The sequence below is a fragment of the Gammaproteobacteria bacterium genome, assembly GCA_017999615.1.
Classification (GTDB): domain Bacteria; phylum Pseudomonadota; class Gammaproteobacteria; order JAABTG01; family JAABTG01; genus JAGNLM01.
Window position 1 is genome coordinate 76,621 of record JAGNLM010000001.1, and the last position, 21,154, is coordinate 97,774.

General features: G+C 63.1%; 16 protein-coding genes. 12 read left to right on the plus strand and 4 right to left on the minus strand.

What is annotated here, in order from left to right; genetic code table 11:
• The first annotated feature begins 39 nt into the window (after window positions 1–39).
• The 12 genes from KA217_00335 to KA217_00390 all read left to right on the plus strand — a co-directional run bounded on the left by KA217_00335 (window position 40) and on the right by KA217_00390 (window position 13,578).
• On the plus strand, window positions 40–1,398 hold the full coding sequence (locus tag KA217_00335) for an O-antigen ligase family protein (protein MBP7710902.1): 1,359 nt from the start codon (window positions 40–42) through the stop codon (window positions 1,396–1,398).
• A gap of 57 nt (window positions 1,399–1,455) precedes the next feature.
• Window positions 1,456–2,481 (plus strand): transglutaminase domain-containing protein, encoded by a 1,026-nt coding sequence (locus KA217_00340; GenBank protein ID MBP7710903.1) that lies wholly within the window; start codon window positions 1,456–1,458, stop codon window positions 2,479–2,481.
• 89 nt (window positions 2,482–2,570) lie between these two features.
• A complete protein-coding gene (locus KA217_00345; protein MBP7710904.1) occupies window positions 2,571–3,512 on the plus strand; it encodes a glycosyltransferase in 942 nt (313 codons plus the stop codon).
• Between the two features lie 19 nt (window positions 3,513–3,531).
• Entirely contained in the window at window positions 3,532–4,995 is a 1,464-nt protein-coding gene (locus tag KA217_00350; GenBank protein MBP7710905.1) for a lipopolysaccharide biosynthesis protein, read from the plus strand.
• 49 nt (window positions 4,996–5,044) lie between these two features.
• Window positions 5,045–6,232 (plus strand): DegT/DnrJ/EryC1/StrS family aminotransferase, encoded by a 1,188-nt coding sequence (locus KA217_00355; protein MBP7710906.1) that lies wholly within the window; start codon window positions 5,045–5,047, stop codon window positions 6,230–6,232.
• A gap of 22 nt (window positions 6,233–6,254) precedes the next feature.
• Window positions 6,255–7,337 (plus strand): GNAT family N-acetyltransferase, encoded by a 1,083-nt coding sequence (locus KA217_00360; protein MBP7710907.1) that lies wholly within the window; start codon window positions 6,255–6,257, stop codon window positions 7,335–7,337.
• 229 nt (window positions 7,338–7,566) lie between these two features.
• Entirely contained in the window at window positions 7,567–8,487 is a 921-nt protein-coding gene (locus KA217_00365; protein ID MBP7710908.1) for a GNAT family N-acetyltransferase, read from the plus strand.
• A gap of 19 nt (window positions 8,488–8,506) precedes the next feature.
• A complete protein-coding gene (locus KA217_00370; GenBank protein ID MBP7710909.1) occupies window positions 8,507–8,764 on the plus strand; it encodes an acyl carrier protein in 258 nt (85 codons plus the stop codon).
• A 120-nt stretch (window positions 8,765–8,884) separates the two neighbouring features.
• Window positions 8,885–9,703: a hydrolase 2, exosortase A system-associated gene (locus tag KA217_00375; protein MBP7710910.1), complete on the plus strand. Its 819-nt coding sequence runs from the start codon at window positions 8,885–8,887 to the stop codon at window positions 9,701–9,703.
• Entirely contained in the window at window positions 9,700–10,644 is a 945-nt protein-coding gene (locus KA217_00380) for a hydrolase 1, exosortase A system-associated (GenBank protein MBP7710911.1), read from the plus strand. The genes KA217_00375 and KA217_00380 overlap by 4 nt, the downstream gene beginning before the upstream one ends.
• Window positions 10,645–10,671: 27 nt before the next feature.
• Entirely contained in the window at window positions 10,672–12,240 is a 1,569-nt protein-coding gene (locus tag KA217_00385) for a hypothetical protein (GenBank protein ID MBP7710912.1), read from the plus strand.
• Window positions 12,241–12,537: 297 nt separating this feature from the next.
• Window positions 12,538–13,578 carry an acyltransferase gene (locus KA217_00390; GenBank protein ID MBP7710913.1) on the plus strand — a complete coding sequence of 347 codons (1,041 nt, stop codon included), beginning with the start codon at window positions 12,538–12,540 and terminating at the stop codon, window positions 13,576–13,578.
• Window positions 13,579–14,065: 487 nt separating this feature from the next.
• Here the strand turns inward: KA217_00390 and KA217_00395 are convergent, their stop codons facing one another.
• The 4 genes from KA217_00395 to KA217_00410 form a co-directional block, all read right to left on the minus strand.
• Window positions 14,066–14,485 (minus strand): GtrA family protein, encoded by a 420-nt coding sequence (locus KA217_00395; protein ID MBP7710914.1) that lies wholly within the window; start codon window positions 14,483–14,485, stop codon window positions 14,066–14,068.
• Window positions 14,486–14,495: 10 nt separating this feature from the next.
• A complete protein-coding gene (locus KA217_00400) occupies window positions 14,496–15,434 on the minus strand; it encodes a WxcM-like domain-containing protein (GenBank protein MBP7710915.1) in 939 nt (312 codons plus the stop codon).
• A gap of 3 nt (window positions 15,435–15,437) precedes the next feature.
• Entirely contained in the window at window positions 15,438–16,751 is a 1,314-nt protein-coding gene (locus tag KA217_00405; protein MBP7710916.1) for a glycosyltransferase family 2 protein, read from the minus strand.
• Window positions 16,752–17,773: 1,022 nt separating this feature from the next.
• The gene (locus KA217_00410) at window positions 17,774–21,037 is read right to left on the minus strand and encodes a hypothetical protein (protein ID MBP7710917.1); all 3,264 of its coding nucleotides are present in this window, start codon (window positions 21,035–21,037) and stop codon (window positions 17,774–17,776) included.
• Between the last annotated feature and the right edge of the window lie 117 nt (window positions 21,038–21,154).

Sequence of the window (21,154 nt, forward strand, 5' to 3'; positions counted from 1 at the left end):
CCCTCGCTGGCGTTCGCGCGGCGTTGGAGTGCGGATCCCTTGACCCTGACGAGCGTTGCCTTTCTCATCGCGTTTCTGGGCGGCTGCATCCTGTCCCTGGTGCGTCAGCCCATCTACGGGCTTGTCACATACATAGGAGTCTTTTACCTCCACCCGCCCTCTGCGTGGTGGGGCGCAGTCTTTGGGGGAGTGAGGTGGTCGCTCATCGCCGCTGCAATCACCCTCGCAAGCGTGTGGATTCATGGCAGAAGACTTCCAGCCGTGAACGGCTTCTGGAAACAGGGGATACCCTGGCTGTATGTGTTGCTGGTCGTCTGGCTGGGAATCCAATTTGCCTGGGCGTTGATCCCGGAGAAGCAGTGGGTACTTCTGATCTTGTATGTGAAATACTTGGTTCTCCTCTATGTCATGTATCGCATACTCCGGACCGAGTACAGCCTGCGGGTGTTCCTATGGAGCCATGTGGCGGGATGCTTCTATATGGGGTGGACAGCCTTCACGGCGTACACGGGGGGTCGGTTTGAAGGCTTCAGGGGCCCCGACATCTCGGAAGCAAACGCCGGGGCCCTCACGTTGGCAACAGGCTTCTTCGCGATCGGTGTCCTATTCCTGGCCAGCAAGTGGCGATCGCGTGTGGGATTGGCCGGCGTGGCCCCGTTCCTTCTCGACGGATTGGTGCGGACGGCCAGCCGGGGAGGGTTTCTAGCCCTCACCTTGGGGAGCGCCGCCTTCGCACTCTTCGCGCCTGCCCGCCATCGGAAGATGATCTACGGTCTCGGGGCACTTGCCGTGGTCGTTTTTCTTATGCTGGCGAACCCGCAGTTCTGGGGGCGGATAGGCACCATAAAATACCTCGGCGCCGAGGTGGAAGAGACAGACACAGGGTCGGGCCGGCTGCGAATCATCCTGGCCCAAGCGGGCATGTTTCGAGACAACCCTCTGGGACACGGACACCGGGCGACGCCGTATCTCCTCCCGAGCTACCTTCCTGACCTTTACTGGCGGCCCACGGAAGGCCTGGCCGAGTCTGGGGCGTCCTCGCACAACACCTTTATGAGCCTCGTTTCGGAGCAGGGTGTGCCAGGCGCAGTTTTCTATGCCGCACTCGTGACGTGGACCGCAAAGAGGATTGTTCGGCTCCGGAGGGCATTGAAAGGATCGGACTCCTTCGGAGAGATTCTTCTCGCAGGTGTTGCTGCCGTCATTGTGGCGGTCTTCACAGGAGACATGTTCGTAGACTACCTGAAACTTGAAGTGCGAGTTTGGTTCATTGCGATCCTGATGATCGCAAGCGACCTCTGGCTACAGACAGATAACGAGGGCCGAGAAAGCGCCGAAGGGGGATGGGAAAGCACGGCGCACTTACCTGAGCCACGGAGTGGCGAGAGGGCGATCTAGGTGGGGATGCGTAGGGGGTCCGGCGTATTGGGCCGGCAGGCTGGCGGAGAGCGCAGGTTGGACCCGAGCCGTCGGAGCCGTGTTGCCGCGATACTGGTGCTTTTGCTCGCGTGGGCCGGATCGCTCTCGTGGCTGGTTTCGTTTTCAGCCGACCCGCAGAAGCTTCTTCAGGTCCGGAATGCACTCCTCGCGAGGGTGGCGCCGAAGTCGGAGTTTCTCTGGACCCCAGAGAATGCGCCCAGAAGCTTCCAACAGGAGGCTGGGCCAGGCCCTGCGGCGTTCAGCGAGGTAGTGAATGAGCTGTTGGGTAATGGTGGCGCCCATCTGAATGAGTGGGACAAGGCGCTTAGGCTCGCCAGGCACCTCAGCGATGGAACGAAGGTCAAGGGAGGTGCCATTCAGACGGACACGGTGAGCGCTTACCTAGCGATTCGCCGGACGGGCGGCGGATACTGCTCTGACTACTCGCAGGTGCTGAATGGCCTCGCGTACGCGGCAGGGATCGCCGTGCGTGAGTGGGGTATGTCCTTCGGAGACTTCAGCGGGGACGGTCATGCATTCAACGAAATCTACGACACCGCGCGCGGGAAATGGATGTTTCTGGATTCGTTCTTTTCCTTTTACGTGTTAGACGCAAATACCGGGATCCCGCTTTCAGTCCTGGAGCTCGTAGAGACGCTTCGAGGTGGCTCAGGAAGGGAGCGCGTAAGGGTCGAGGTCATCGACGAGGAGGCATTCTCGTTTCCGGACCGGGATACGGCGCTGAACTACTACCGGAGAGGCGCAGACCGGCTGTTTTTGGGTCTGGCGAATAATGTGCTCGAGTACGACAGACATCCCGTGGTGAGGTGGGCGGCGCAGTTCGGGCGGTCGGCTGAGCAGGTTGCCGCAATGCTGTGTGGAATGGCGCCGCGACTCCTTATTATGAAGACTGAAACCAATGGTGACGCCATTTGGGCCCTGAGACTCACGGCGGCCGGATTCTTCCTTTCGTTCCTGGTGTTTTTGTCTACGACGGCTGGTCTTGGGTTGGTGGGTGTGCGAGCGCTGCGCAGACAGGGCGTTCGAAGGGGAGCCGTCTAGCCGAGGGGGGGTGCGAGGATGGTAGACGGGTGTAATTAGGTGCGGGCGTGGATATCCATGGGAATGAACGTCCTGGAGATTCTGGTCGCATGAGTGCCAAGAGGCCACTCGTATCCGTAGTGATTCCGGCGCACAACTGCGAGCGGTTCATCGGGCAGACGATAGAGAGTGTATTGGGGCAGTCGCTCAACGACCTGGAGGTCATTGTAGTCGACGATGGCTCCGTGGATGGGACGGGACGCTTGGCGTTGAGATTCGGTAAGCCCGTTCGAGTGGTGACCCAGGATAATGCGGGTGTATGCGTCGCCCGGAATCGGGGGATTGGCGAGGCAACGGGGTTGTACATCGCGCTACTGGATCAAGACGACTATTGGTTTCCGGAAAAGTTGGAGCAGCAAGTTGGGCTGCTCGAAAGAGAGGCAGGCTTTGGGGTTGCGTATACGAGTTTTATGCCTTGGGAGGTTGATGCCGAAGGGGTGTATCCGGCGCCCCTGAGCATGGACCGCTCACGCTTCGGAGAGGGTATCGAGCAGGCGTTTTCCGGATGGATTTATCACCAGTTTCTTCTGGACTGCTGGATGCTGACTAGCACGGCCGTGTTTCGGAAGGAGGCGTTCGAGAAGTGCGGGACGTTCGACCCATCTCTCCCATATGGGGAGGACTGGGATTTGTGGCTCAGGCTGTCACGCGAATACAGGTTCGTCAAGCTTTCGAGTGCTAGCACTCTCTACCGACAACATCCGGGACAGGGCAACAGAAAGGTCAGAGACTTCGACTATAGAACGGATATTCTACGGAGGGCGGCAAACAGGTGGGGCCTATGCAGCCCCGATGGAAAGTGTCTCACGCGTAGGGCGTTTTATGGGCAGCTCGCGAAGTATCACGTGGACTTTGCCTTCAGCCATGCGCGTGTTGGAGACAAGGCCACGGCATTAGGGGCGCTGCTCAGGGCTGGTGCTCTGGAGCCGTGGAACATCAGGACGCTCGCGTATATCGGGGCGGTCGTGCTGGGCTGGAGGCCGAGTTGGTAAGTGTTCGGATGGGCGAGCGATGAGCGCCGTCCGGCGGTCGCTTGTGTACTCGGCCCTGGAGGGTTGGGTCGCGATCTTCTTTCAATTAGCCGGGACGGTGGTGATTGCCCGGTTGTTGACTCCGGAGCAAATGGGGGTGTTTGCGGTGGCGGCGGTGTTCGCGTCGCTTGCTAGCACCGTCCGGGATTTCGGGGTTGCGGAGTATTTGATACAGGAGAGCGAGCTTGGAGAGGAGTCATTTCGGGCGGCATTGACGGTAAATATCGGGATTTCGTGGCTGATGGCGGGCGCTCTGTTCTTCAGCGCGTCTTCGGCGGCGGAGTTCTACAGGCAGGAGGGCGTTGCGGATGTGATGAGGGTTCAGTCGCTGAGCTTCGTGCTCATACCCTTCGGCGCGGTGACCATGGCGTGGTTTCGAAGGGAACTGAATTTCCTCCCGATTTTCATTGCGAATGTTTTTGCGAGCGTGTTGTCATTCGTTGTTTCCGTGGGCTTGGCGCTTCGGGGCCATGGGCACATGAGCCTCGCGTGGTCGTCGGTTGCCGGTGTCGCGGTAGCGGTCGCGATCACGGTTTATCTCCGGCCAGAGAAGCTTCCGCGCTGGCCTGGCCTGAAGGGGATACGGAGGGTGTTTCAGTTTGGAAGGTTTGTGAGCGGAATTTATATCGTGGGTGAAATTGGAAGGGGCGCTCCGGAGTTGATTATTGGTAGGGCGGAGGGGGCCGCCGCGGTCGGGATGTTCGGTCGGGCTTATGGGGTCGTGGAAATCTTTCATCGGTTGGTGCTGCGGTCGATTATGCGGGTGTGTCTTCCGTACTTCGCCTCCGGGGTGAGGGTGGAGGGAACTCCGGTAAGGGGGCTGCTCAGGACGATGTCCTACCTGACGGGGGTGGGGTGGGCGTTCCTTTTGTTTATGGCCGTCGCGTCATTCTCAGTGATTCGGCTGGTTTATGGGCCGCAGTGGTTGGAGGCGGTGGGGCTTGCCAGGATTCTTTGTGCTGCCGCTGCGGTGGAGTTGTTGTATTTTCCAGCGAAGGAGGCGCTGCTCGCGGTCGGTAAGGCGCGGGAGAGTAGCTCGCTGCAGGTCTGGACGCAGCTTGCCCGGGTAGTGGGGTTGCTCGGGGCGATTCCCTTTGGGCTCGCCGGGGCGGGTTGGGGTTTGCTCGGCGCGGCGTTGGTGGGTGCAGGGTTGGCGCAGTGGTATCTCGGGACAGGCGTCAATCTTCTGTTCGGGGACGTCGTTCGGGCGGTTCGGCCGAGCGCGGAGGTGGCTTTCTTTGCGGTGCTGCCCGTCTGGGGTTGGTCCATGGTGGCGCCCTTGGGAGAGGAGAATTATGTGGGGTTTGGGCTCTTCGGGGGCGTTCTGACGGGTGTGTGTTGGTTGCTGGGGCTGAAGATGAGGAGGCATGCTCTCTGGGATGAGGTGACGGGGCTGGTAGGGGGGCTCAGGGGGCGTTTGTTCGGTGTGAGTGGTGCAAGGTGAGGGCTGGCGGTGATTGAGGCTGAGGAACGGGGAAATGGGGCGGTAGGTCGTGCGTGAGGTTTCCTTTCAGGAGTTGGATGCGGAGGCGGGGCTTTTTCCGCGGTCGCGCTTCGAGATGACGCCGGTTTGGTTTGGACGCGGAGCGGGTGACCGGGGCAGGGGGAGGTACAGCAGGTTTCTCGGTCCACGGTGCAGGAGCGTTGCGGCAGGCCGATATGCGATCGGGCTCGCGATGAGGGGCGCCGGTGTTGGGCCGGGCGATCGGGTTCTGCTCCCAGCCTACCATTGCGGCTCGATGGTCGAGCCAGCGTTATGGCTCGGGGCGGAAGTGGAGTTCTATCACCTGCGGGACGACCTTCAGGTGGACCTGGGGGACTTGACGGCGCGCCTGAGGAAGGGAGCAAAGGCTGTGCTGGCGACGCGTTTTTTCGGTTTTCCGGAAGGGCTTTCCGGGGTCCGGCCGCTTTGTGATGAGCATGGGGCGGTCCTCATCGAGGACTGTGCCCATGCACTGGCGGGTGATGGCAACGATGACCCGCCCGGATGCGTGGGGCATTTCGCGGTTGGCAGCACCTGGAAGTTCTGTCCCGGGCCCGACGGTGGGGTGGTGTGCAGCAACGCGGGGCCCGTGAATTGGCCAGCCATGGCGCGGCCCGGACTGGGGCGGCAAGCACGGGCGCTGTACCGCGTCGTCGAGAGAGCCGTGCGGCACGTGTATCGAGGCTCTGGGGACCCCGGGGGGGAGACCCCCGACGTCATGAGGGTGGAGGGCGTGGAGACTCCGCCGATGGCGAGGGATAGCGGGGAGTCTCAGGCTGGTGTGGGCCGCTCCCTGCGGTGGTTCGATGCGGCGGATGCGCGCGCGGACATGACGTGGGTCGCGAAGGCCGCATTTCGGCTGGTGGATTTTCGGCGGATGGCGGCTGTCCGGAGGGAGAATTACCGACTACTGCTGGAACGCTGTTCGGCGCTCGGGCGCGCCAGGCCGCTCTACGGGGACCTGGCCGAGGGGGTGGTGCCGTACGCGTTCCCAGTGCTGCTCCATCATCCGGCAGAGGACTTCCGAAGGCTGAAGTACCGGGGAATGCCGATCTGGCGATGGGACGAGCTCGCGGCGTCCGACTGCGCGGTCAGTCAGTCGTATCGTCACTCCCTTCTGCAGTTGCCGTGTCACGAGGATCTTCGCCCGGCGGACAGGGAGTGGATGGCGGAGACTTTGGCAGCGGTTCTGGCATGACGCGATCCGCAGGGGCTTGTCCATGAGGGGGGCGTCTGGTGACTGGTCCTTTTTCCCCGCGCGGGAGGCAACGGGTGCGTTCTGGGGAGAATGGGACGAGCTGAACCGACGGCTCTGGGCTGGACACCCGTTTCTCGACCGGAGATTCGTAGAGCCTCTTCTGGATTATTGGGGCACCGGCGACGAACAGATAGTCGCGTGCCGAGGCGGGGAGGGACTAGTGGCTGCCGCGATCCTCGTGCGCCGGCGCCCTGGGTTCTGGCAAACGTTCTTGCCGGCTCAGACGCAGATGGCGCCCGTTCTGGTGGGGGAGTATGCGGTGGCGAGGGAGATGCTGGCCGCGATTCAGGATCCTGCGGTGGCGATTGATTTCCTCTGTCAGGATCCTCGATACAGCCCGTTTGCCCCCGGCGAAGACAGAAAAGAAATGCTTGGGGTTCCGTACGCCGTGACGATGGCGATGAACCTGGACGGAGGCTTCCAGGAGTATTCCGAGGGGCGTTCACGAAATTTGCGGAAGAACATCGGGAAGTATCGTCGCCGAGCAGAAGCTCTGGGAGGGTCTCCGGAGCTTCGTCGGGTCTCTGCGGTCACCGAGTTGCGCGAGGCGGTGGCGCGGTATGGGGAGATCGAAAGCCGGGGCTGGAAGGGGCAGCAGGGAACCGCGCTGAATGAGAATAATGCCCAGGGAAAATTCTATGCGGCGGTGATGGAGTTGTTCGGGGCGGGCGGAAGGGCTGATGTGTTCGAGCTGTGGATAGGTGGTCGCTTGGCTGCATCGAGGCTTCTGATCGGCAACGAGGGCTTCCGAATCGTTTTGAAGACCACCTACGACGAGGAGATGTCCGAGTACGCGCCCGGCCGCCTTCTTTTGTATGAGATGCTGAAGCACCTGGCTGGGTTACCGGGACCCAAGCGGGTGGAGTTCTACACCAAGGCAACGAGGGAACAGTTGGCCTGGGCTACGGAGCAACGCACAGTCTTCCACGCCGGGCTGTACAGGTGGGCGGCTCTGAGACGGGTGGCGGAAGTCGTGAGGGGAATTCGTCGGAATGTCTGGGCCGTGTCTGAACCTGGAGAAGCATCCGATGGGACGGAGGACTGAAGGGAGTATGCGGGGCGGCGATCTTTCCGGCGCTCGGAGTTCCGGCGCCCGCCTGGTCGATCTGGCTTGGCGCGATGTCGGTAGTTCCTCGCGGAAACAGTGGACGGCTCTGGTCGAGGGGGGAGGTAACAATCCGTCGTTGCGCCCCGATTGGCTGGAGTGTGCGGCAGAGGCTTGGGGGGTTCTGGAGCAGGTTCGGGTGTGCTTGTTCACCCGAAACGATGCGCTGGTGGCGGTCGTGCCTTTCCTGCTGCGCCGCAGGCAGATGGGCGGGCTCCCCGTTCGGACCCTCGAGCTTGTCGGCAACCTGGTCTCCTACCATCAGGAGGTCCTCGCCCTGAATGCGGGGGCTGAGTATCTGGATGCTTTTCTGCGGCACGCAGGGAGATATGTTTGGGACGCGCTGGTGGTGGACAACGTCGTCGTTGGAGGTCGCACGGACAGGGACCTGCGGGCACTGACTTCGCCGGCAGTGGGCGTCAGGCTGATGCACCCTGGAGAGCTGTCCCCTTTTCTGAGTTTACCGTTGGAGTGGGAGCCTTTCGTCGTGGCTCGAAAGAAGAGTTTCCGCTACGGTCTGCGAAGGGCGGAGCGCCATCTCGACGACCATGACGGGGACGAGATGCGATGGTATCGGGGTCTGGATGACTGGCGGACCCTCCTGGAGCAGATGGTCGCGATTGAGGACCGGAGCTGGAAAGCCCAGGAGGGAATGAACATCTCGGCGCGGCCGGAGGAGTTGCGCTACTACGAGCTTCTCCTCCCCGTCCTGGCCCAGGCAGGTATTCTGTTCGCGAACGTGCTCGTCCGGGAGGGCAGGCCTATTGCGTACAGCCTCTGTTACGCCGCTGGGGGGCAGGTAGGGCAGATGAAGACCTCTTTTGACGAAGCGCTCGCCAAGGAGAGGCCCGGGTTTGTCAGTATCGCTGCGTCGGTCCGCAGGGCGGTGGAGGAGGGTTTCGCGGAGTACGACTTTCTCGGGGACAGGATGCGGCACAAGAGCGACTGGACAAGCAGCGTGCGGAAGCACGTCACGCATATCGTGTTCCGCCGTTCGCCGAGGGGGCTCTTGCTCGGGGCGACCAAGCGGTTCATGCGGGCGATCCGCGGTGTGCGGTCCCAGGCCTCGCCCGAGTCGGGGGAGATATGAGCGCAAGGAGTCAGCCGGTATGAACGCAACAGATACGGTGGTCGCGGTCATCGACATCATCGCGTCGAGCCTTCAACTGGGCGAGCGCGCTCGATCGTTGACTTCGGAATCGCGGTTGCTTGGCTCCATTCCCGAGTTCGATTCCATGGCGGTGGTGGTGGTGGTTACCAGTCTGGAGGAGCGATTCGGGTTTGCCGTGGATGACGACGAGATCGATGCGGAGGTGTTCCAGACGGTCGGAAGTCTGGCCGATTTCGTGGAGCGGAAGCTTGCCTGAGCGGGCGAGGGAAGAGGGGGCTGAAGATGCGGCGAGGGGGCCTGCCCTGGCGGTCTTCGGCGGTTTTCTGGGGACCATCGTGCTGACCGCGACGAAACTCCGTCGGGGGGTCTCCGCCTGATGAGGCCTTTCTATCTGGCAGGGGAGTTCGGGCCGCTCTTTGCGGTGTACGTTCCGCCGGCCACGGGTGCAGATCCGCGCGCGATCGTGGTCCATTGCCCTGCTTTCGCCGAGGAGATGAACAAGAGTCGGCGCATGGTCGCACTCCAGACCCGGGCTCTTGCGAGAGACGGTTTCGGGACCCTGGTGTTCGACCTCTTCGGCACGGGCGACAGCGCGGGGGATTTCGGGGACGCTACCTGGGACGCGTGGCTGGCGGACGTTCGCGTGGCTCTTGCCTGGGCAGGGTCACACTGCGATCGGGTGACCCTTTGGGGCTTGCGGGGCGGGGCGCTGCTGGCGGGAGCCGCCGCGCGCGAGGCGGGGGCGGTCGTGGAACGACTCCTGCTCTGGCAGCCGGTCCCGAAGGGGGAGGTCTGGCTCACTCAGTTCCTTCGGCTCCGGACGGCAGGCGCCCTGTTCCGGGGCGGGGAAAAGGAGACCGTCAGGGACCTGCAGACCCGTCTCCTTGCCGGGGAGACCCTGGAGGTGGCGGGCTACCGGATCGCGCCCGGACTCGCCAGGGGACTCCTCGGCTGCTCGCTAGCCGAGGACCTGTTGGCCGCTGGCCGGCCAGTGGCCTGGCTCGAGGTCTCGGGCGGTGAAGTCCGGGAGCTCCCGCCCGGCCCGGCCCGGGTAACCACCGGCCTGGCGGAAGGGGGCGTTCCCATCACCACCTCGGTTGTGGCAGGCGAGCCGTTCTGGTCCACACAGGAGATCGCGGTGGCGCCGGAGCTGGTTGGTGCTACCGTGGCACTCCTTCGGACACCGCCACGATGAACACGGCGGGCTCACCAGCGCAGGCCCCTGTCCAGGGCCCCTCTGGCGAGCGGCCGGTGCAATTCGCGTGCGGCGCTGATCTCCTCCTGGGCATCCTGCACCCCAGCTCCGAGCCAAGCCCACGCGGTGTCCTGATCGTGGTCGGCGGTCCCCAGTATCGGGTGGGGAGCCACCGCCAGTTCGTCCTTCTCGCCCGTGCGCTCGCGGCGTCCGGTATCCCCGTCTTGCGGTTCGACTACCGCGGCATGGGGGACAGCGAAGGGGCACCTCGCACGTTTGAGGCGGTCGGAGACGACCTGCGGGCGGCTATCGATGCATTCCAGCACGAGTTGCCGGAGTTGCAGGAGGTGGTGATCTGGGGTCTTTGTGACGCGGCCTCGGCGGCCCTGTTCTACGCTCACACGGACGCCCGAGTGCGAGGGCTGGTCCTGCTGAATCCCTGGGTTCGCACCGAGGCCGGCGCGGCCCGGGCCTATGTGAAGCACTACTACCTGGCTCGGCTCTTCAACCGGGACCTGTGGCGAAAACTCCTGACAGGAACGTTCGACTACCGCGGGTCATTGCGCTCCCTGTGGGAGAACCTCGCGGCAGCCTTTCACGTGACGCCCCGCTCCGCCGGACAAGAGGCAACAACAGTCCGAGCTCAATCTGCCGCTGCGGACGACGGCGGGGCACCGCTCCCCGAGCGCATGGCGAGTAGCTTTGCGCGCTTCCGCGGCCCAGTGCTGATCATCCTGAGCGGCCGCGACCTGACGGCCGACGAGTTCCGGGACACGATCCGCACCTCTCCCGGCTGGCGGCGGCTGATGAAGGAGCCGCGGGTGTCGACCCATGAGCTCGCGGAGGCTGACCACACGTTCTCTTCCGCCATGTGGCGGTCACAGGTTGACGCATGGACGCTACAATGGACGATAAGCGCGGAGGCTATTCGCTGCGCGTAAATTTGCCAGAGGCCCCGTAGCCAACTCATGTGGCACTACATCAGACAGGTCGCTCTGGCGGCATTCTCAGCTGCCGGCCTGACACTGCTGGCTCTCGAAGGCTATGTACTGTATGACCTGCGTGCCTTCGAGTACGAGCCGTTACTTGACCTATTCGGCTGGAACGGGATCGCGTTCATTCTGTTCCTGAACCTCGGGCTAACTGTCGCCCTGTATACGTGCCTCACGCTCTTAACCCAGGGAAGCAACGGCGTCGACCCCGTCGGCATCCTCCGCAAGCTGTTCCTCACCTCATGGGCAATAGCCGCGCTCTGGATGCTTGAGTGGACCTTCATGGAACGACCGCTAACGGTACGACTCCATGAATTATTCCTCTCGGAGGACGACAAGGCTGCTGCAGCCCAGGACGCCCTCCAAAGCCTCGAGGCCTCGGGGGACCTCGCGGCGCTTTTGGGGGCCCAGGAGCACGCCGACCGTCGCCGCACTGCCATCATCCTCCAACGCATTCGTCTCAACGCGCCGAGCGTATATGAGAAGTACCCCATCGGCATCACGATCGCAAAGTATGCGAAGAAGTATGACGTAAGCCCAATCCTCCTCACATACTGGGCATATGTCACGAGCTTCTATGGAGAGGCCGTCTCAGGCAGAATGCCGTTTTTCAAAGCGGTCACGAGCGAGACCCTGCGCGATATCATCCAGGCCCACCTGCCGTGGTGGTTCGTGGAAAGTCGGCTTCGTCGTTGGCTTGTCGAAACCGACGCTCTTGAAAGACTGGCAGGTGCAACCCGTGGACATAAGCTGCGCTATGCCTTACACAAGGCTACGTACGATCTCTCGCAGGATCCGTTCTCAGCAAATACCTACACCGACGCACTTGTCGTCCTCAATCAGTATCCAAATGAGTTTCCTGAGCTTGGCATCACGGAATCCGAAACTGACCCACTAATTCATACATTCCTCGCACTGAAAGATGCCCTCCCGGGAACGCCCCTTCACGACCCATACTCCGCGACGCCTCGGGCAGAGGAGTATTACAGGAAGTACCGGGAAGACCTAATATCTTTCGCCAGGGCTCTCCTATACCGACTATCCCGGGATTTTGATTTCTCAGCCAAGCTGCACGCTCTATCGATCCGTTATTACAGCGAGCATTTCGCAGCGCAGCTCGGAGAGGCCTGGGCACAAATGAGCGACGGGCAGCGCGCAGTTCTCATTGCGATGTCGAGAGACGTCTACATCCCAAATATCGGGCGACTCTCTGCCGATGTGTATGCCCTGCCGGAACTGACGTGGGGTGGGTTTCTGTACGTTGCGAGCGAGGCAAGGCGAGCCGGTGCTGTGGTACACGCCCGTGCCACCATCTGGAGACCAGCCGAGACCGCAAGACTCTGGGCGGGAGGGGGTGCGTTACTCAAAATGTTGAGCGAGACGGCGCAGGTGATGACAGGACAGTCCCTCCCAGACGTGCGGCCATACGACACCATGGGCGACGCGCTAATGGTCATTGCACGGCTGACGAGCGGAAAGCCTTTAGATCACAAGACAACAGAGCGCGAGAACAAAATGAAGGACAGGGGCAGGACAAATGACTGACACAACGCCAGAACGCGCGTCGCTTCCACAGGCGGTCAATGACCTCGGGCGCCTCGCTGTATCAATACAGGCTGAGAGCTAGGATGCCATTTCCAAAGTTGTCCCAATTGGTTGGTGCACAGTAACACCGTCGTTGGTAAAGCCGCATACTAACGCGTAGGCGCAGGTCGGCGCGTGAAGGAAGTTTCTGACAAGCGACATGCGCGTGCGCCTTTGGCTCTTTGGGTGACGGCGGTGGAATGGCTGAGGGCAAGGTTTGAGTTGTCGCGTGGGGGTGCGGGGCAGAATATTCGCCCGATGGAGGGGTTGCGCGGTTTTGCAGTCTTTCTCGTGTTTCTTGTTCATTATTCAAACTTGATCAGGCCGTGGCTTTTGCCGGAGTCGTCGCTTCTCGAGTTCGCAAAGGCATTGCGGCTTGTGGGAAGCAGTGGAGTTGATCTGTTTTTCGTTCTGAGCGGTTACGTAATATATGGGTCCTTGATTTCTCGGGCGCAACCTCTTGGGCGCTTTGTTCTGAGGCGCGTCAGACGAATTTATCCGGCATTTATCGTGGTACTCTCGGGTTATGTTGTCTTGTCGCTTTTGGCCGGGAGGGAAAGCAAGATTCCAGACGGTGCGGGAGCGGGGGTGGTTTATATTGTCTCGAATGTCCTCCTCCTTCCGGGGCTCTTTCCGATCGAGCCGTTGGTTGCGGTAGCCTGGTCTCTCAGTTATGAGATGTTCTATTACTTCACAATCCCCCTTGTTATTACGGTGTTTGGGCTACGGGACCGCGAGAGGGGATTTCGGTTCGGGTTCTTTCTCGCTCTTGCCGCCTTGATTACAGGGTATGGTGCTGCCTATGGAGGGCACCTCAGGCTGGTTATGTTTATTGCTGGGATCGTTGTGTGGGAGGCGGTGAAATGCAGCAAGCTTCCGGGGCCCGGCTCAGGAGTTGGTCTTCTGGCGTTGGCTGTTGGACTGGTGTCGGTGTTGTTGCCTTTCCATGGCACGGGGGGTTATGCATTCAAGGTTGGGTTGATGTTTTGGTCTTTCGGCATACTTTGTTGGGTGTGTTTTCGGAATGCCGATAGTTGGCTGGCGCGTGTCTTCTCGCGGACGCCTCTACGCTGGCTTGGTAATATGAGCTATTCGTATTACCTGCTTCATAATCTGGTTCTTCAGGTTGGCTTTCTCGGGCTTGGTACACTCGCCCCTGCCGGTCGCTATGAGGGTTGGTTCTTCTGGGCGGTGTTGCCGGTGATGTTTGCTGTTACTTTGTTTCCCACAGGGCTGCTCTTTCTGGCTGTCGAGCGTCCATTGTCCCTTGCGCCCGGGTCTTCGAGAGAGAGGGGGTAGGGGCTTTACCCAGGGGTTGGTCGGCACGTGTGCGCTGGGGATGGAGCTATCGTGACCGTGCGAGTTGTCAGTCGATAGGCCGAGCAGGGGTCTCTGCATTCGTCGCGACGAGGATCTTGTCGTGGAGGGCAAACGCGAATGGCTTGGTGTGCGAGGGTGTCTCATTGGTGTTATAGGGCGTGAAACCAAGCCCGACGGTGGGGATGTCGCTGGCGCTCGCGCCAGCCCATGCGCACCGGAGAATCGTAGATGAGCGAGAGTCGAGGTGGTTCTGATGCTTGAGTCAGTAACGAATGGCTGCCCCTGAGTCATCGTCTGTGAGGTAGTGAGGGGCCTGGTTGGACCATTTTGTTACTTTCTCCGATGCGGCCGCCAGCAAGGGGTATGGCGCAGCAGGTAGTCGAACACAGTCTGAGTGGCGAGTTCCGCTGAGGCGTGCCGTGGGTTGCGTATCGGTCGGGCTTTTTCGACGCCCCTGGTTGGCAGCTCAGTCCTGGGGCCGAGACGGGTCGGGCGGTGCTGCCTCTGCTGCATGACGTTCAGCCGGTGCGCCAGTCAGTATCCTCCGGCTCAAGAGGAACGTGACGGGGATCGACACTGCGACGGCGGCAATCGGGCCGAGCGACGCGGGGACGCCGAGGCCGTCTACGACGGCGACCACGACGGCGACGCCCAGGATGTACTGGACTCCGTACACCAATGGGAATCGGCTAAGCTTGGACCACGATCCGCGCTCCCGGAAGACGAACCGCAGCCCGATCCAGTAGGCGAGCAGGACTCCCGACGCATAGGCTGCGGTATACGCGAGCCGGTAGTCGAGGATGGTCAGAAGGGCAAGGTAGAGTGCGTACGTGGCCAGGGTGTTGCCAATACCCCCGAGCAGGAATCGCGCGAATTGCGCCGGCATCGTCGGCGGCTCAGCGCGCGGCCCCGAGCTCTGCCAGCCAGGTGTCGTAGTCGCGGATGTAGTCCGCAGAGTCGTAGGGGTGCGAGGCGTACACGAGCAACGCGGCGTCCGGCGTGTACTTGTACTGGATGCCCCACACCATCGGCGGCAGGTAGAGTCCGAGCTCGGGCGCGTCCAGTTGGAACTCTTGGCGGTGCTGGCCATCGTCGGCGACGACCGCGCACGATCCCCGGACCGAGATGAGAAACTGGTGGCAGGTGCGGTGGGCGTGCGCGCCGCGGGTCTTGGTGCTCGGGACGTCGTAGACGATGAACCAGCGATGCGGCTGAAAGGGAAGGTCGCGATCGATCTCCCCGACCGTGATGCTGCCGCGGAGATCGGTGACGGCTTTGAGCCGGTGCAGCGTAACTCCGCGCACGGCGGTTGGGATCGTTGCCAGACCGGCAGGTTGCGAGGGCTGGGGCTCCGCGTCCCGGTACTTATCCCCGTCGACGTAGCCGATGATCCGGGCAGGGTTGCCCACGACGATGGCGTTCGGCGGTACGTCGTGGGTGACCACGGCGCCAGCGCCGACCATCGCCCGCCGGCCGATGGTCACGCCCGGCAGGATCGTGGCATTGGCTCCGATGGACGCACCCTTGCAGACGCGCGACTCTCCAAAGCGCTCGGGGTACCGTTTGCTCCGAGGGAAGGGGTCGTTGGTGAAGGTGGCGTTCGGGCCCACGAAGACGTCGTCTTCAAGCGTTACGCCGTCCCAGAGTTGGACGCCGGATTTGATCGTGACGCGGTCGCCTACGACCACGTCGTTCTCGACGAAGACGTGATCGCACAGGTTGCAGTCGGTGCCGATGCGAGCGCCTGGAAGCACGTGGGCAAAGGCCCAGATCCGCGTCCCTTTCCCAACATGCTCGGACTCGCATATGCCTTGCGCATGCACAAAATGGCTCATGCCTCAATCTCCTCTGACCGTGCGGGCATCGCCCGCTTCCGGCGCATAGGTGGTCGTCCTCATCACGATGGCGTTGGGACGCCCCTTCGAGTTCTCGTACGTCCGCCAGACGTAGGACCCGACAAGCCCGTTGGCGAGGAGCCCCAGTGCCCCGAAGAAAAGGACCAGGATGGCCGTGGCTGCGTAACCGGGTACCCCGATGCCACCCGTCAGGCGCGCCGCCACCACCAGGAGGCCCAGCACCATGCTTAGACCCACCCCGAGCGCACCGATGCCGGTCAGCACCCGAAGCGGGAGGTCAGTGAACGCGAAGACACTGTCCAGCAGGTATCGGAACTTGCGCCGGAACGTCCACGCCGAGCTTCCGTGCCGGCGCGCCAGCCGCCGGTAGGGGACCACGGTGCGCCGGAAGCCGAGCCAGAAAAGGAGGCCGACGAGCGAGGTGTGGGTCTCCTCGAGGCGCAGTAGCTCATTGCGGAACGCGAGGTTGCAGCCGAACACGTCGACGCCGCCGGGGGGCATGTCCGGAAGCACGAGCTTGCGGTAGAGTCCCCAGAACGTGCCGGCCGCGATGCGGCTCAAAAATGGGTCGTCGCGGCCCTCGCGCGTCCCGATAACAACGTCCGCCTCCCCCTTTGAGAGGATCCGAAAGAACTCCTCGGCAAGCTCAGGCGGCTCCTGCAGATCGGCGGCCATGACCGCGAAGAATGGCCCTTCCGCCGCCGCGAGCCCGGCGCGAATGGCAGGGAAGGAGCCGAAGTTTCTGGAGAGCGCGAGGAGTTGGGCGCGGACGCCAGACTCCTTCAGGGCGGCCTCGAGGAGCGCGTAGCTCCGGTCCGGACTCCCATCAACGACGAAGACAACCTCCAACTTATAGGTGAGGCGGGCATTCAGTCGGGCGACGGCGTCGAGGAGCTCCGGGATGGAACCCTCGTTCTTGTAGACCGGGATGATCAGGGAGTACACGGGGGCTCCCAGCGGTTGACAGCCTCGGCCACGGTGTCTACCTCCTCGTCGGACATCTCCGGGAAGCAGGGCAGGGAGAGGACCTCCCGGCAGGCCGCCTCGGTCGCGGGAAGCGCTTCGGAGGGTGCGCGTCCGGCGAGGGCCGGCTGGCGGTAGTCTGGCACCGGGTAATGCACCTCGGAGGCGATTCCGGCCGCGGAGAGGTGGCTCCGCAGCGCATCGCGCTCGGCCGTGCGTACGACATAGAGGTGCGCGACGTAGGCCGGGTCCGAGGGGGGTGGGAGTTCCAGGGCAGCATTCCGGATGGCCCCGTGATAACGGTCCGCGATCGCCCTGCGTCGCACGTTCCATCCGGCGAGGTAGGGGAGCTTCGCTCGCAGCACGGCGGACTGCAGCTCGTCGAGGCGGCTGTTTCGGCCCGCGGGGATTGTCGCCTCGTACTTGCGGGTCCAGCCATACTGGCGAAGGGCCCGCATGCGTTCGGCGACACGCTCATCGCGGGCGAGCATCGCCCCGCCGTCGCCAATGGCCCCAAGGTTCTTCGTGGGATAGAAGCTGAAACACCCGACGTCGCCCCAGGCACCCGCCGGCGTGCCGTCAATCTCGGCGCCAATCGCTTGGGCGCAGTCTTCGACGAGCGGGACCCCAGCCGCCCGACAGAGGTGGAGGATAGCGGGCATGCTGGCCATCCGACCGTAGAGATGCGTCACAATGACCGCCCTGACACCACGACCGAGGACCTTCTCGAGTGCCGATGGCGACATCGTCAGCCTTTCGTCCACGTCGACGTAGTGTGGGATTGCCCCGGTCGCGACGATAGCGGTCGACGAGTACATCCCAGCATTCGCTACGGTGGCGACTATGTCGCCTGGCGCAACACCGAGGGCTCGAAGACCGAGTTCCAGCGCGTCGGTACCGTTCCCCACGCCGACGCAATAGGGCATGCGGCAGTAGGCGGCAAGCTCTTGCTCAAAGGCCCGTACCTCGGGCCCGAGCACATACCAACCACTGTCCACCACGCGCCGCATGGCTGCGTGGATGTCGTTGGCAAAGGACGCAGAGTGGCGGCCCAAGTCGTTGATCAGCAGCATGATCGTCCTATTGAGGCTGCAAGGCCTTGGTGGTTGCACCTGTATCGACCGTAACGAAGGGCTCTTGATGAGCGTTCGCTCATAGGTAACAAGGGGCTCTCTTGAATTTCACGTGGGTGCGGGCTAACGGATTGCCCCGTGGCCATTATCCACGACGGAGGCCTGGGGTAAGAGTGAGGTGGACCCCGACCGCTGGACAGGATTCAAGGCCATATACCTTAAGGGAGCAGGTGCGCTGGCAAGTGTGCGATGGGGATGGAGCGGCCTTGAGCGGGCGCGTTGTCAGTCAATAGGCCAGGGAGGGGTTCTGGGATTCTTCGCGACGAAGATGTCGTCGTAGAGGACGAACGCGGACGGCTTGTTGTTGGAGGGTGTCTCGTTGGTGTTGTAGGGTGTGAAGCCAAAGCGGCCGTAGCGCCCGTTGTGGCCCTCGCGCCAGCGCATGGGCATCGGAAAATCGTAGACGAGCCAGGGTCGAGGGTCTTCCTGATACTTGACCCAGTAACGAATGCGGGCCGCGGAGTCTCCGTGCGTGAGGTTCTGACAGGCGGGAGGGATCCGCCCCGTCCAGGGCTCGGGGCAGAAGACGAGGGTGACCTCCAGTCGGAAGGTCATCCACTGGGCTGGCTTCCATCCGATGCAGCCGTGGTAGCGGCCCGGTACGACGGGTTTGTGGAACCCCGGCACGGTGAGAAGGTCCGGTGGGTCTGTCGGAAACAGATAGGCGACGTTGGGCAGATTGCGGTCGTGTGACACATAGCGGTAACGACAGGCGTTGTCGCCCCCGGGCTGGATGTCGTAATCGTAGGGGTCGGTGCCGGTGGGGTCGGGGACGTTGGGCGTGGCCCACAGTCCGCAGCCGTGGTAGAGGCCGACAGGCCCATTCCAGCTGGTATTAGCAACGATCTGGCCAAAGGAGCAGCCGGCGGGGTCGCCGATTTCGTTGATGATGAGTTGCTTCGCACCATCGCCTCCGACGGCGGACTTTATAGGGCGGCGCTCGGAATCGAATGTCGTAACGAGCTCCGGGGAGAACCACTGGCGCCACTGGACGACGATGGTGTCGCCTTCGCGAAACTCATTGAGCGTGAAGGTGAGACCGCCGTGGTCGGGCCCGTCGCTGGGGAGAAAGTCCATGCGCACGGCGCCCCCGCCGCGGGTCTCTGGGCCACGATAGAGGTAGGCCTTTGCCGGGCGGTCGCGGGTGGCACCAAGGGATGCCGTGAGGGTGCCGACACGGCTGGCTAACGGGCGCTCGCCGTCGAAATCAAAGCAGGCGAGTACCCCCGGTTCCTCGCACAATTCGGCGAACGTGCGCGCGTGGCGGATGGGCCGGGTGCCGCGCTCGCCTTGGGGTGGGCTCGCGGTTGTGACGTTGGCGGCGACGAAGCCGGCCCGTGCGGGGGCGGGGTGTGCAGCCGTTTCGGGGGCGGGCGCGGCCAGTGCCTCCAGCGGGAAAGGGAGTGGTCCTAGCGCGAGAACAGGCAGGAGCAGCAGTCCTGCGAGCTGCCTGCGGTGTGGCTGCGTCGAGGCAGGCTGAGCTGACAAGCCAGTCCGCGTGTCGACGCGTGCCGGTGCTCCGGTGGGCGGTTCATGAACCGGTGGGCGCTGGGTGGGCAGCATGACGAACCACGTCAGGAGGAAGAAGAGCAAGGATATCCGCGGGTCATCAAAGCTGCTGTCAAACAGGCCGACGGCCAGGAGGCCCGCGAAGGCAATCGCGAGTACCAGGGCCATGGGGTCACCGTGACTCACGCGGGTGGCGAGCCGTACCACCCAGAAAACCTGAAGGATGAGGAGGGCAGCGAGGCCAAGCCAGCCACCCTCGAAGAAGGCATCGACCCAGAGGTTCAGGGCATGCCAGAGCCGGTGCTCGCCGGACCACAGGTGCCACCGGTCTAGCCCTGAGCTGAAGTCGCCGTTCACTATCAGGTCCCGTCCGGCAGGGGTGAGCACGCGCACGGCGTCGATGTCCACGCCGACCGCGAGGCCGCGGTGCAGGAGTGCGACCTCTACGGGCCTCGCGCCGAGCCAGGAGTCCCCGCCGAGGTGCGAGACGTCGAAGGACCACTCGAATTGCTCCCAGGCACCGGGCTCGGCAGCGGTTCGGAAGCTGGTCCAGAAACATTCCCGGTAGGGGCTAAGGATGTTTCGCTCGCAGATCTCCACCAGGAAGCTGGTGGGCGCGGCGCTGACGGGTCGGAGATTGACCGTGAGTCGGTAGGGGCCCGGCTCGGTGACCGTGAACCGTTGCCGTAGGACGAGGTTTCCTGCCCCACTCTTGCCGAAGCGCAAGACTGTATTCTCGCCCTCGGTCACCAGCCCGTAAGTCGAGGGTCGATCCTGGTCCGTCGCTATCCAGACAAAGGTGCGTGGATAGGCACCCTTGCCCATGCCGAGAGCTCGGGCGGCCGGGTCGGAGGTGATCTGCTGCACCAGGCGCGACCAGTGTGCCAGTCGGCCCTTGAGGTCTGGTAGCGCGTCGGCCAAGCGGGACTGGATGAAGGCGCCGCCGAGGACCGGCACGGCCAGCGCCAGGGCGAGTAGGCTCGCGAGCCCTGCTGACCACGCCCAACGGCGTGCCGGAGAGCCGGAAGCGCGCGCGAGCAGCAGGGCGCCCGCAACGAGGGTGGTGGCCATCGCAGCCAGTGCCAGGTAATTGGTGCGGGTGAAGGTCACGAGGAGCGCGTAGATGCCACCTGCGAAGAGGACCAGCCCGGCGGCGCGTACGGGCACCCGTCTCCAAAGCAAGAACGCACTGGCCGTAAAGGCGATAGTGGTCACCAGGTACGCGTCCACCGGCGCCCCGCCAGTGTGCATGCCGGAAAACATACCGGTGACGCGGTACTCCTGATCGAAGTCCAGGAGGCCGGTAAACACGGCCCGCTCCCAGAGGACAGATAGGGTCGCGCCAGCGAGCCCGAGCAGCATGCCCGCGGAGAGCCGGCGCTCGGCCGAGTCATCCCGGGCGCGTGCCTGACCGAGCAGGGGCAGGAGCAGGACGGCCCAGAGGAACCCGCGGGCCAGGCGCAGACTGTTCCAATGGCTGTAGTACCCGGCGAGGGCATTGGCGTCGAGGGGCTGGATCGGCAGGAGTCCGCGCAGGGTGGTGAGCGTCTGCCAGACGACCACGAGCGCCAGGACCAGGACCGGAGGGCGGCTCAGGCGCAGGGTGCGAAACCAGGGTTGCGGGTGCCAGAGCGCAGAGGCCACTGTGACCAGCAGGAAGAAGTCCAGCTCGTTTACGTAGAGGCGTCCTGACCAAGGGGTCAGGTCCAGCACCGGGATGAGCGCGGGTACGACTACGAGCCAGGCCGAGGGCGCCCAGGCCAGCAGGAGCGCGTAGGCAGCGAGTCCCCCGACCAGCCAGCCCGGCGCGACCGGGAAGGTGTGGCCGGCGCAGAGGGCGGCGGCCAGAAGGCCGAGCGCGAGTGCCCGGCGCACCAGAAGAAGGGGATGAGGCGGATTGGCTGGTTGCCGACCCGCCTCATCCCCTTTGTTGCTTACAGACCCCGTGATCACGGCCATCGGTCTGAGGTCGAGCAAGAAAACCCGCTCTCCAGCATAGCGTCAGGGAAACGGAAACGGGGACATTGGAAATGGGGAAATGGGGAAATGGGGAAATGGGGACATTGTGCTTTTCCGGAAAGCCAAGCAGGGCGC